Source organism: Bifidobacterium subtile, from assembly GCF_000741775.1.
GTDB lineage: Bacteria > Actinomycetota > Actinomycetes > Actinomycetales > Bifidobacteriaceae > Bifidobacterium > Bifidobacterium subtile.
The window spans coordinates 89,821-101,268 of sequence record NZ_JGZR01000009.1 but is presented as its reverse complement, the minus strand read 5'-3'; the positions used below and the strand labels follow the sequence as shown (position 1 = coordinate 101,268).

Annotated in this window: 13 protein-coding genes and 2 pseudogenes; 10 read left to right on the top strand and 5 right to left on the bottom strand. The window is 51.4% G+C overall.

Annotation, left to right across the window (positions count from 1 at the left end; all coding sequences use genetic code 11):
• From BISU_RS12165 to BISU_RS09245, 4 genes and pseudogenes are all read left to right on the top strand, one after another.
• Positions 1-179: pseudogene (locus BISU_RS12165) on the top strand (ATP-binding protein); the annotation flags it as partial.
• A 106-nt stretch (positions 180-285) separates the two neighbouring features.
• A pseudogene (locus BISU_RS09255) lies at positions 286-894 on the top strand (IS30 family transposase); the annotation flags it as partial.
• Between the two features lie 145 nt (positions 895-1,039).
• Positions 1,040-1,471 carry a CopY/TcrY family copper transport repressor gene (locus BISU_RS09250; protein WP_024464559.1) on the top strand — a complete coding sequence of 144 codons (432 nt, stop codon included), beginning with the start codon at positions 1,040-1,042 and terminating at the stop codon, positions 1,469-1,471.
• 271 nt (positions 1,472-1,742) lie between these two features.
• Complete coding sequence (locus tag BISU_RS09245) at positions 1,743-3,959, top strand: heavy metal translocating P-type ATPase (protein WP_202805585.1); 2,217 nt, start codon at positions 1,743-1,745, stop codon at positions 3,957-3,959.
• Positions 3,960-4,033: 74 nt separating this feature from the next.
• Here BISU_RS09245 and BISU_RS09240 read toward each other — a convergent pair whose 3' ends face one another.
• The 3 genes from BISU_RS09240 to BISU_RS12160 form a co-directional block, all read right to left on the bottom strand.
• On the bottom strand, positions 4,034-4,963 hold the full coding sequence (locus tag BISU_RS09240) for an MFS transporter (RefSeq protein WP_324606620.1): 930 nt from the start codon (positions 4,961-4,963) through the stop codon (positions 4,034-4,036).
• Between the two features lie 6 nt (positions 4,964-4,969).
• Positions 4,970-5,191 (bottom strand): hypothetical protein, encoded by a 222-nt coding sequence (locus BISU_RS12980; RefSeq protein ID WP_202805583.1) that lies wholly within the window; start codon positions 5,189-5,191, stop codon positions 4,970-4,972.
• Positions 5,192-5,387: 196 nt separating this feature from the next.
• A complete protein-coding gene (locus BISU_RS12160) occupies positions 5,388-5,768 on the bottom strand; it encodes a type II toxin-antitoxin system YafQ family toxin (protein WP_226839164.1) in 381 nt (126 codons plus the stop codon).
• 2 nt (positions 5,769-5,770) lie between these two features.
• On the opposite strand from BISU_RS12160, the gene BISU_RS09235 reads away from it, so the two are divergent.
• Together BISU_RS09235 and BISU_RS09230 are read left to right on the top strand one after the other, a co-directional pair.
• The gene (locus BISU_RS09235; RefSeq protein ID WP_024464557.1) at positions 5,771-5,962 is read left to right on the top strand and encodes an antitoxin VbhA family protein; all 192 of its coding nucleotides are present in this window, start codon (positions 5,771-5,773) and stop codon (positions 5,960-5,962) included.
• Between the two features lie 164 nt (positions 5,963-6,126).
• Positions 6,127-6,822 (top strand): Fic/DOC family protein, encoded by a 696-nt coding sequence (locus BISU_RS09230; protein WP_226839163.1) that lies wholly within the window; start codon positions 6,127-6,129, stop codon positions 6,820-6,822.
• Between the two features lie 8 nt (positions 6,823-6,830).
• On the opposite strand, the gene BISU_RS09225 is transcribed toward BISU_RS09230, so the two are convergent.
• On the bottom strand, positions 6,831-7,742 hold the full coding sequence (locus BISU_RS09225) for a tyrosine-type recombinase/integrase (protein WP_024464556.1): 912 nt from the start codon (positions 7,740-7,742) through the stop codon (positions 6,831-6,833).
• A 99-nt stretch (positions 7,743-7,841) separates the two neighbouring features.
• Positions 7,842-7,979 carry a hypothetical protein gene (locus tag BISU_RS12605; protein WP_156100200.1) on the bottom strand — a complete coding sequence of 46 codons (138 nt, stop codon included), beginning with the start codon at positions 7,977-7,979 and terminating at the stop codon, positions 7,842-7,844.
• Positions 7,980-8,139: 160 nt separating this feature from the next.
• Between BISU_RS12605 and BISU_RS09220 the strand changes: the two genes are divergently transcribed.
• The 4 genes from BISU_RS09220 to BISU_RS09205 all read left to right on the top strand — a co-directional run bounded on the left by BISU_RS09220 (position 8,140) and on the right by BISU_RS09205 (position 11,351).
• Positions 8,140-8,328, top strand: a complete 189-nt coding sequence (locus BISU_RS09220) for an antitoxin VbhA family protein (protein ID WP_024464555.1) — start codon at positions 8,140-8,142, stop codon at positions 8,326-8,328.
• On the top strand, positions 8,325-9,179 hold the full coding sequence (locus BISU_RS09215; RefSeq protein WP_024464554.1) for a Fic/DOC family protein: 855 nt from the start codon (positions 8,325-8,327) through the stop codon (positions 9,177-9,179). The genes BISU_RS09220 and BISU_RS09215 overlap by 4 nt, the downstream gene beginning before the upstream one ends.
• A gap of 692 nt (positions 9,180-9,871) precedes the next feature.
• Positions 9,872-10,414: a hypothetical protein gene (locus tag BISU_RS09210; RefSeq protein ID WP_024464553.1), complete on the top strand. Its 543-nt coding sequence runs from the start codon at positions 9,872-9,874 to the stop codon at positions 10,412-10,414.
• 220 nt (positions 10,415-10,634) lie between these two features.
• Positions 10,635-11,351 (top strand): GNAT family N-acetyltransferase, encoded by a 717-nt coding sequence (locus BISU_RS09205; RefSeq protein ID WP_024464552.1) that lies wholly within the window; start codon positions 10,635-10,637, stop codon positions 11,349-11,351.
• Positions 11,352-11,448: the final 97 nt, after the last annotated feature.

Sequence of the window (11,448 nt, the reverse complement as noted above, 5' to 3'; positions counted from 1 at the left end):
ACCAGATCATCACCGGCAGCTACGAGAGAAGAAGCATCATCTTCACCACCAACATCGAGTTCAGCAAATGGGGCACGATCTTCGCCGACGACAAACTCGCCGCCGCGATCATCGACCGCATCGTCCACCACGGCCGCCTCATCGAATTCACCGGACCAAGCCGGCGCGTGAGCGAAGCCTCATGTTCGGCAAGGAAATCCACAACCAATAACCAACAGCACGCTCCACGCCGAAACCCGAAAAAAATAAGTGACCAACCACAAAAAACCAACTTGACTAAAAACACAGTACCTGCCGCGCGCCCACCGCAGACGCCGGAAACGCGGCGGCAGGCGCGTGCACGGCTCGCCCATCAGCCTACGCGTGGGCATCGGGCATCGCCCGGCATGCGCCAGCGACCGCGGGGAGTTCGGCCACTGGGAGGCGGACAGCGTCATCAGCGTCGGCTGCCACCTGCACACCGAGGTCGAACGCAGGACCCGATACCTCAAGGCCCGCATCATCCCCGACAAGGGCGCGGCCGGCACCATCGTCGCCCAACTGGGCATATTCTCGCCGCTGCCGGCCCCGGCGCGCCGGAGCGTCACATACGACAACGGCACCGAGTTCGCCGGCCACTCCACGCTCGTGGAGGCCCTGGGCATGCTGACCTACTTCGCCGACCCGTACAGCTCCTGGCAGCGCGGAAGCAACGAGAACAGGAACGGCATGCTACGCCGCTACCTGCCCAAAGGCGGCAGAATCACCCCGGACATGGCCGACGAGCTGCAGGCGATCGTCAACGAGATCAACAACCGGCCCATGCGCCTGCTCGGCTACCAGACACCCGCCGAAGCCTACCAGCAGGAACTGCTAAACTTACCTCACCAGCCACGGTGTTGCACTTCAATCTAGACAACGGGCTTTGCACCAGATCCTTTTTTTAATGTCATGGTATTTTCTGGCAGAAAGGTTGCATTATTGTGACTACGGTTGTAAACTAATAAGCGTTAGGAGGCTACAAACGTAAACTTAGAATTCAATTAATGGAGGAAGCCAATTGAAGGATGCAAAGAATGTAACCATCACCGATTCTGAATGGATGGTTGTGAGAGCAATTTGGACAATGGGACATGCGACTAGTCGTGAACTAATCGATGCTATGAACGAATTAGAAGGCTGGTCAGCTTCAACAACCAAAACGCTACTTCACAGGTTGATTCAAAAACAGGCGGTTGCGCAGCATGGCGGCAGTCGACCATTCACGTATAAGCCGGTTGTTGGCGAGAAGGAATCAATGGTGGCAGCGGCAGATGATTTGTTTGACCATATGTGTGCGATGCGGGCTGGTTCAACAATTGCCGGCGTTATTCAGTCAAGGGAACTCTCACGGGCGGATATTGCGAACTTACAGGCGATTCTAGCTGAAAAGGCCAAAACAGCGCCCGAGGAAGTTCAGTGTAACTGCTTGCCAGGTGATCAAACGTGTTAAGACTGTGGTGTTCTGTTTACTTTTAGGATTGCTGCACAAAAATCCAGAATCTGGGATTTCTGATGGCGGAAATTTATGAATTTTTGTCGTAATTCTCATTTATATAGTGGCATGGTGCTCCGCAAAGCAGAAGCCTAAATATAAGAACCTGGTGGAAAAATCCCGAGCCCGGGGATTTCCACACAAGGAACTTATATTCCGGCTTCTAACCGCTTTGCTACGCACACTTATTTTTAGGGGGTCGATAATCATGGCAAATAAAGAGGACCATATGAACATGAAAAACATGAGTGCTAAGAATATGGAAAATAATGAATCAAATATGAGTCATATGGATCATGATGACATGAAAATGGATCACGATATGACCGAAACGGATCATAATCAAATGAACATGGACCACGATATGGCCGAAATGGATCATGGTCAAATGAACATGGATCACAGCCAAATGAACATGAATCATGGTGATATGGATATGGCTGGGACCGACATGATGATGCACGGTGGCTCAATGATGCATATGGGGAATTTGAAAGTTAAATTTTGGGTCTCCGTTGTCTTAGCGATTCCAGTTTTACTGTTAGCACCAATCATGGGTTTAAACGTTTCCATCCTTAGTTTCAGTTCACCGCTAATTGTTGGCATTATCATCGTTTTGTTTGATACAGCACTTTACTTTTATGGCGGAATGCCATTTTTAAAGGGGGCTAAAGCGGAAATTCAGGATAAATCTCCTGAAATGATGACGCTAGTAACCCTTGGAATTTCCGTTTCGTATTTCTACAGTTTGTACGCATTTATTGCCAACAACTTCTTGAACCCGGAAAATCATGTAATGGATTTTTCGTTCGAACTTGCAACCCTGATTTTAATTATGCTTCTAGGACACTGGATTGAAATGAATGCATTGATGGGGGCTGGGGATGCCTTACAAAAGATGGCGGCCCTGTTGCCTAAGACGGCCCATCTAGTTACAGATAATGGTGAAACAAAAGAAGTGCCAGTATCTGATTTAAAAGTTGGTCAAGTTTTCCAAGTGCGTTCAGGTGAGAGTATTCCAGCCGATGGTGTTATTACGGCTGGGGAGTCGACCGTGAATGAAGCACTGGTAACCGGTGAATCTGCTGCCGTTACCAAGAACGTTGGCGATAAGGTCATTGGTGGTGCAACCAACAATAACGGGACGCTAACGGTTAAAATTAGTGGTACTGGTGACTCCGGCTATCTTTCTCAAGTAATGAAAATGGTTCAAAATGCCCAGCAAGCTAAATCTAAAGCAGAAGATAAAGCTGATTTAGTTGCCAAGTATCTATTTTACGCGGCATTTGGTGTTGGGATTGTTGCTTTCTTTGCCTGGTTACCCCAGGGATTGGCGACTGCAATGACGATCATGGTGACCGTCTTCGTGATTGCTTGCCCGCATGCATTAGGATTAGCGATTCCATTAGTGGTTTCTCGTTCTACTACGATTGGCGCTCAAAATGGGCTATTAGTTCGAAATCGCCAAGCCATTGAAGCAAGTCAACATGTTAGCCACGTTCTCTTGGATAAAACTGGCACGTTAACAGAAGGTAAATTTACGGTGAATGCATTGATTCCAAATGATGGGATCGACGAAACAACGTTATTAAGCCGACTGGCCGCCCTTGAAAATAATTCGACTCATCCGCTGGCCCAAGCAATCATTACTGAAGCCCAAGCGAAGGACATTGAAGTCGTTGCGGCTGAAAAGTCTCAAAATATTCCGGGCGTTGGTATTTCCGGTAATGTTGATGGCACTGACTATACGATTGTTAATGGTAACTATTTAACGAAGCAAGGGATCAGGTTTGACGAGGCCGCTGCTGATAAATGGGCTGCTAAGGGTAATTCCGTCAGCTTCCTATTGCAGGGCACCCAAGTTCAAGGAATGGTTGCTGAAGGCGACACCATCAAAGCGGGTGCTAAGGAATTAATTAGTGGTCTTCAGAGGCGAGGAATTACCCCCGTAATGCTCACTGGCGATAATCCAAAAGCCGCGGAACACGTTGCTAACTTACTAGGATTGACTGAATTCCATGCAGGCCTATTACCAGATGATAAGCAAAAGATTATTGCTGATTATCAAGCAAAGGGCAATCACGTCATCATGGTTGGTGACGGCGTAAATGACGCACCAAGTCTTGCCGCGGCCGATATTGGAATTGCAATTGGCGCCGGAACCGATGTTGCCATTGATTCCGCTGATGTTGTGTTGGTTAAATCAGAACCCAGCGATATTTTACATTTTCTTGATTTGGCTAAAATCACAAATCGGAAAATGGTTCAAAATCTCTGGTGGGGAGCAGGCTACAATATTGTCGCAATTCCACTCGCTGCCGGTGTGTTGTCATTTATTGGAATCATTCTAGACCCAGCCGTTGGTGCTGCGGTCATGGCGATGTCGACAATTATCGTGGCAATTAATGCGATGGGATTGACTGGTGAAAAGATTAAAAACGTGTAATTAAGTGATGACAAAAAGAGGAGAAAGATCAGCTGGTAGTCTGGTCTTTCTCCTCTTTATGATCATCATGTTAATTACTTATCTGGTTGCTCAGTTAATTTCGCCAATTTTTGATTCAGCCTAATGTCATATTGCCTGGTAATTGGCATTAACACCGCGACCACCCCGCAAATGGCAGCACCGATTCCTGCAATCACAAATAGGCGTTCAATGCCAATCACATCAGCTAGGGGACCGGCAAAAATTAAGCCAATTGGTCCAGCTAGATTCAACAAAGAATTCAAAACGCCTAGAATCCGCCCTAACTCTTCTGCTGGATAACTTTGTTGAATCATTGCCATTAAAAGCGTTGTAAAAAATGGGGTCGCAATTCCTTCAATGATGTTTAAAGCTGCGAACCATAAAAATCCGGTTTGGTTACCTTGCAAAATGCCGCTAATACCGGTTGGAATGCCAACCAGGAAAAACGCGATGATTACGGGCTTCATCCGGTCCTGCCACTTACCAAAGAGGCCAATGATAGTGCCGCCGATTAGCATGCCAGTTGAATAAATGGCTTCAATTAAGCCAGCCTGACTAACGGTTCCCTGAAAGTATTTCATGGTCATGAGTGGATACATGCTGGCAGCAGGCATGTAGGTTAGTGTGAAGACGGCGCCGATCAACGTAATGTACCACAAGCCCTTGTTGTTCGTAAGTTGTTTGATCCCCAAGCGGGTGTTGTGGAGCACATGCATTGGCTGATCAATTTTTTCATTGTTAGGAATTTGAACCCACGTTAAAATACAAATCCCAATGATGGCCCCAAGTACGTCTAACAGAATCAAGTACTCGATGGGGATAAACGCAAATAAAAACGCGCCCAGTGCTGGGGCAATAATCATATTCGCGGATTGCACCATTCCCAGTTGGCCGTTCATACGGGTAATTTCTTTGTCTGGCACCATTGTGGGCTTTACCGATTGAATCGTTGGCATCTGGAAGGTTTGCGCACAAGACCGCATCAGTAATCAAATAAAAATGAGCCAAAGTGGAAATACATGAAAGACCGTTCCGGATACGGAAAGAATAATAGCAAAACAGGCAGCAAAAACGTCCGGGAAAATTAGGAGGCCTTTTTTGTTCCACCGATCAACCATAGGACCAACAAACGGACTAAGAATCACCATTGGCAGCATTCCTAAAATAGTAGCAATGCTCAATACCGTTGCTGAACCGGTTTTCTTGGTCAAATACCAAATAGTGGCGGCCTTCTAGATTATCAAATAATTTTTCACCACTTCTATAAGCGGCGCTGGCAATGGCACTGCATCCTTTACCAGCACTAATTATAAAATCGCCCCTCAAAAACATTGAAAGAATAACCCCTAATATCTATAATGTAGATATTAGGGGTTATTTATTTTCACATTATAAAAATGACTTCTTCTATTCGTCATTTTTTCGATACCTTTTAGAACGATTTTGACCAGGAAATAAACGATCATGCGATCCGACTCGAATTTCAATTAAGACTAGTTCATCTTTATCAATTATATAAACCACCAGGACATCGTTAGTTTCGCTTGGTGTTTTGTTTTTCGGGGTATCTCGTAAGTGAAATTCATTATAACCGCTCATTCGCCGATTAAGCTCATGATCTTCAAATTCTGGTGGTAATTGTTGTTGCTCAAGCAACAGGTCAATGGCTGCTCGAACTTCATCAATAATAGATTTGTCTAAACTGGCTAACCGTTTTAGATCAGCATTAAAGGTTGCACGTGGTTTAAATCGGGTATGTAAAATAAGCAGGAAAACGAAAGGAGCCAATCATGCCAACGCAATTGACTAGAGAGCAGCTTGCAGAGAATGTGTACCAGTCTGTGCATTCCGTGGAGATGGAGGGCGGCGGCGTTAGCCCGGAGTTCATGGCCGAGGCCAAAGAATATGTGAACGGCCGGATCAACGTCGACCAGTGGAAGGACCGAATCAAAAGCAGGCTGAAGGCGAAGTACGCTCGATGAGCCTGTTCGATGCGCCGCTAGACCCGTATCTCATTCCCGGCACTCGGGTATTGAAGAATCTCCTAGGCGCCAAGACCTAGGAGGAGCTAGCCGCTTACGAGAATGAGCTGTCCGCCGCAGGCGCTGTCCTTATCCGCGAAAATCCTTCGCACTGCGAGGGCACAGTGGAACAGCTGCGTTGGATTCATCGCATGCTGTTCAAGGATATCTACCCATGGGCCGGCGAGTTGCGTACGATCAACATGTCGAAAGGCGACGGGCAGCCGTTTCACTACGTGGAACGCATGGATATGGGCATCGCCTACTGCGAGGGCATGCTGCGTGATGACAGTCTGTTCAGAGGCATGTCACGCGATCAACTGATCGAGCGGCTGAGTGTGAACTACGACAACTTCAACACCTTGCATCCGTTCCGCGAAGGCAACGGCCGCACACAGCGCATGTTCTGGGAGCTCGTGCTACATGACGCCGGCTGGCACTTCGACTGGGGTCTGATCAACAAGCAGATCAACGACACTGCCTCCATTGCTACGATGGAGAATCTGGACTATTCGAAGCTCGAGAGCATGTTCGATACCGTTGTCAAGCCGCTGAACGAGCCATTGCTCGCCGGCCCTGATTTGCGGACAATGATCGACGGGGAATACCGGACGCAGCCGAACGTCAGCCGCAAACTCACTGCAGAGGAATACCAGAGGCTTGACAGAAAATACGCGAGAGAACCGGATAACCCGAAGAAGCAGACCGCCAAGGAATTCTTCAACGCCGAAGTGGCCAAGCGAACCGCTGCACACCCAGCGCAGAACTCGCTGTCCCGCCCCAGTAGTCCCCGAAGCCGCAAAGGGGAAGGGGGAAGATAGATAGTTCTTCAGCCGATGCTGAACATCGTTGCTGCTGTCTCGTTCTTTCTGCCGTCGAGTTCCGGCAGGCCGATTCGGGTCGCCGCCTCGACGGTGTTGCGCATCTGTTCCTGCTGCAGACCGATGTAGCGCATGGTGGTGGTCACATTGGAGTGGCCGAGCATGCGTGACACCAGCAGAAGGTTACAGCCGGAACGGTAGTAGCTTATGGTAGCGAACCGGCGACGCAGGCTGTGCGGGGGATATCCGGTCGCGAGTTTGATTCTTTTGGCCACGTAGTCAACGCCCACGTGCCCGTCTATTCTGCCGGGGAAAAGGAAGCCCTTCGGCCGTTGCGCCATTTTAGCTGCCAGTGTCTTAGGCACCGGCATCGTGCGGTTCTTGCGGCCTTTGCCGTGGATGAGCAGCGTCATGCCGTAGTCGTCGTCGGATATGTCGTCTCGTAGATTCACCAGCGTCATCTCCTGGCGTCTCAGCCCGCAGTACGCGCCGAGCATGACGGCGAGCACCGTGTCCTCGTCCGGCGAGGCAAGCGCCTTCTCGATGGCGTTTTCCGGGCATATAAGACCGGAGGGCTCGGGAACCGCTATGGTCGGGATGTCCTTGGTGGGATCGACGCAGGCGAGACTGTGCGTCACCGCCCATTTGTAGAAGCTTCGGATGCAGCTGACCAGGCTGCGACGCGCTTCCGGCCCCAGTTCCGCAGCAGCGAGATATGAGATCAGGTCGTCAGCGATGACGTTCTCCGCAGGAATGCCGACTATGCGGGAGAATCTTGTGATCTGATACCACCGGGTCCTGATGGTCTCCGGTGTGTGTCCCAGGCCTTTGAGATATTCGATCCACGAGTCTATGGCTTTCTGCCAGCTTGCCTCGGGACCTACGTGTGCGATTGTGTATCGGGTATTCCAAATGATCATGCCCGCCCCCCTTCTGTTTGCAAATGCAGCCACGGACCAAAAATCCGGCTTACTAGCAAATTATTGGAAGCGGAGGCCAACTATCACTTCAAGCGCCCGTCAATGAATCAGCAGGCTGAAAAATCCGATGGTGACCAATCGATAATCGAAATGTCGCTGGTTCAAGCCCAGCTGCGGGAGCTTCACGGCCGCCGGTCCCCCGGCGGCCTTTTTCATATCTATGCCCATTTGTGACATCAAGGAATCGTGGGTTAAAGGCCATTTGCCTATAACCCCAAGGTTCCTACGGTATAATAGAGGCATGTTTTCAGGGGGTGTGCATAATTGAGGCAGTGCTCCCGACCGCAGGAAGATAATCGACGCTACTGTGTTGAAACCGAATGGAGGAGACAGGCTTATGACTGTGCAGTTGACCAGGGAGAAGCTTGCCGAGGATGTGTATCAGGCCGTGCATTCCGTGGAGATGGAGGGCGGCCGCGTCAGCCCGGAGTTTATGGGCGATGCCAGGGATTATGTGAATGGTCTGATTGACATCGACCAGTGGGAGGGAAAGACCCTTGCGCGGTTCAAGGCCAAAGTCTCGTGACCGATTTCCTTGATGAGCCGTTCGATCCGTATCTCATTCCTGGGACGCGAGTGTTGAAGAACCTGCTTGGCACCCAAGACCGGCAGGTTCTTTCTGATTTCGAAAGCGAAATGTCTGCGCTTGCTGTCGCGAGGATCCGCCGGGATCTTCCTCGGGCTGAGGGCACTGTCGCGCAGCTTCAGCGGATTCATCGCATTTTGTTTCGCAGAGTCTACCCGTGGGCTGGCGAGATTCGCACGATCAACATGTCGAAGGGCGGCGGCCAGCCGTTCCATTACGTTGAGCGCATGGATATGGGCATCGCCTACTGCGAGAGCACGTTGCGCGTGGACAATCTGTTCAAGGGCATGACCCGAGACCAGCTGATCGAGCGATTGAGCGTGAACTATGACAATTTCAATACGCTGCACCCTTTTCGCGAGGGCAACGGTCGCACGCAACGCCTGTTCTGGGAGCTCGTGCTGTATGATGCCGGATGGCACTTCGACTGGGGTCTGGTGAACAGGCAGATCAATGACATGGCTTCGATCGCGGCGGCGGAGAATCTTGATTATTCGAAGCTTGAGAGCATGTTCTACACGATTGTCAGGCCTTTGGATGAGCCGTTGCTGGCTGGCCCCGATCTGCGCATGCTGTCGGACGATGAGTACCGGACGCAGTCGAACGTCGGGCGCACGTTAAACGCGGAGGAATACCAGCGCCTCGACAGGAAATACTCCCTAGAACCAGCCGGCACGGATAAAACTCTCAAACAGGCCCCAACTAAACAAGTGCAGCAGAATGCGGAGATGAGGCTTTCTGACTCAATGAAGAGCGGTTTGAAGCGACGCGGACGCAGCTCACGACAATAGGGCACGAAAAGTGTTCCGCCCGTCCATATTGCAGTGTGCTGCTTCTGCGTCTTAGCTGCTTATCTGGGACACAGGAGCTATTGCCAGGCCTTCTCTCGTATCAATGTTGCTCACCCTGATTTTTGTCGCGCATGCGCAAGACCAGGAGAAGGTTGCAGGAGGTATTCAATCCACGAGTCTATGGCCTGCTGCTGGTCCGGTCCGGGGCCTATGTGTGCGATTGTGTATCTAGTATTCCAAATGATCATGCCCGCCCACTTCTGCTTGCTAATGCAGGAGTGGATCAAAGTCCGGCTTAATAGCAAATTATTGAAAGCAGGAGCCAACTGTCTTTTTAAGCGTCCATCAATGAATCATCAGGCTGAAGACGCCGATGGTCGGTAACCGGTAATTGAAATGCCGCTGGTTCAAGCCCAGCTGCGGGAGCTTCAAGGCCGCCGGTTCCCCGGCGGCCTTTTTCGTTTGTACCTGCTGCGAGCTTTTGAGATTATGGCGTTGAAGAACGTGCTCGGATGAGCAAAACACGCGACAATGGGGTTAAGGGAGAAATTCCGCCGATGAACGCAAACGTGCGTGCTGGGCTCTTTTTGCATGCTGTTGGTTTCGGGGTCAGCGCAGTATTGTCTTTTCTTCAGCCAGGCAGTATATCGTATGAAGCATATTCAAGCTATGGGCGGAAAGGCAGTACAGGGATGGCGGTGAAAGCGAACGGTGCGGCTCACGAAAAACCCGAGGCCTGGAAGAAGATCACCGATTTCCTGTATTCCCCTTCGGCACCCGAGATGCAGCAGTTCTCTTGGTTCGTACGCCGACTTTCGGACACTCCGAAGAACAAACCGGAGTCGGAGGGGCACCGCGAAACCAGGAACAAGCTGCTCACCCTCATCAGCGGCCTGTTCGCCCCGCCTTACGCTTTCAGAACCGACAGCGGTCACGGTTATGTCGTGTATATGAAAACCGAGTTTCTTCCATATCTGAAAGGCTATGGGCAACTCATCGACGAGGATATGACGCTGGGCGACGCCGCCCGGGTGACTAGGAACACGATACCGGCGTGGGAAAGCCTCGATGATCTGCAGGCTGTAGGCAGACTCATGAACTTTCTTATCGACGTGTACATGCCGGACGTCGATGACCCGAACTCGCCGGTGACAAGAAAACTGGAGAACCTCCGAACAAACATCCGAGATGTCATCGAACACAACCCCTCGTATATTGACGTGTTCATCGCATAGGCCGAATCGGTAGCAAGAGGCCCACGCTCTAACAGCAGTCCTAACGAATGAAGACATCGCTCCATGCGCTACGTTGCCCTGCATGAATTAATGAAAGCGGTTGCGTCGACAGCGAGTATTTTGGATTTTGCCCCCGAGGCAGCCGCCAGTCGCAAATGCGTCCGCTGACATGATTAGGCTTGGGGCCATCCGTCCGCCGTACTTTTAAGGAGCCCAGCATATGCCCGTCAACGAATATGGCCAGCAGATCGGGCAGGCGCTGCCCGGCTGGACGCCCCGTCCTCGGCCGACGCGCGAGACGCTGGAAGGGCAATACTGCCGATTGGAACCGCTCGCGGCCGACCGGCATGCGGCGGGACTGTTCGCCGCCTATCAGCCTGCCGGCGGTGCCCTGTGGACTTACCTTGGGATCGGTCCGTTCGCCGACGAGGCCGAGTACGCGCGTTATGTGCGATCGGTCGAGCATTCCGCCGACCCGCTGTTCTTTGCCGTCATCGACCGGGTTGACGATACTCCGGTCGGAACACTCTCCTTGCAGCGACAGGATTCGGAGAGCGGGGTCATCGAGATCGGATGGGTCGCTTTCTCGCCGCGGATGCAGCACACTCGGCTGTCCACCGAGGCGCACGCCTTGCTTCTCGCCCTCGTCTTCGACAGGCTCGGATACCGGCGGTGCGAGTGGAAATGCGATAGTCTGAATGGCCCCTCGCGGCATGCGGCCGAACGCCTCGGCTTCGTGTACGAAGGAACCTTCCGCAGCGCGCACGTGTACAAGCAGCGCAGCCGAGACACCGACTGGCTGGCGATAACCGACGCTGACTGGCCTGGGTGCCGGTCCGCTCTGGAGGCTTGGCTCTCGCCTGACAACTTCGACACTGAGGGACATCAACGCTCAACGTTAGCTGAGTACCGGGGCCGGTCTCGTCACCAAGAGTGAGGACTGCCGGCTGTCGAACAAGAAAATCATCGTTCGCTCCCGCTTGTTACGATAGGGGACAGCATCAAGCCGAACTTGTCAGGTTCGGCTCCACGAC

Bases quoted from the DNA above. Each gene is read 5' to 3' on its own strand.
- BISU_RS09245 (WP_202805585.1), top strand. From the start codon at position 1,743: ATGAACATGAAAAACATGAGTGCTAAGAATATGGAAAATAATGAATCA.
- BISU_RS09240 (WP_324606620.1), bottom strand. From the start codon at position 4,963: ATGCGGTCTTGTGCGCAAACCTTCCAGATGCCAACGATTCAATCGGTA.
- BISU_RS09235 (WP_024464557.1), top strand. From the start codon at position 5,771: ATGCCAACGCAATTGACTAGAGAGCAGCTTGCAGAGAATGTGTACCAG.
- BISU_RS09225 (WP_024464556.1), bottom strand. From the start codon at position 7,742: ATGATCATTTGGAATACCCGATACACAATCGCACACGTAGGTCCCGAG.
- BISU_RS12605 (WP_156100200.1), bottom strand. From the start codon at position 7,979: ATGTCACAAATGGGCATAGATATGAAAAAGGCCGCCGGGGGACCGGCG.
- BISU_RS09220 (WP_024464555.1), top strand. From the start codon at position 8,140: ATGACTGTGCAGTTGACCAGGGAGAAGCTTGCCGAGGATGTGTATCAG.
- BISU_RS09210 (WP_024464553.1), top strand. From the start codon at position 9,872: ATGGCGGTGAAAGCGAACGGTGCGGCTCACGAAAAACCCGAGGCCTGG.
- BISU_RS09205 (WP_024464552.1), top strand. From the start codon at position 10,635: ATGCCCGTCAACGAATATGGCCAGCAGATCGGGCAGGCGCTGCCCGGC.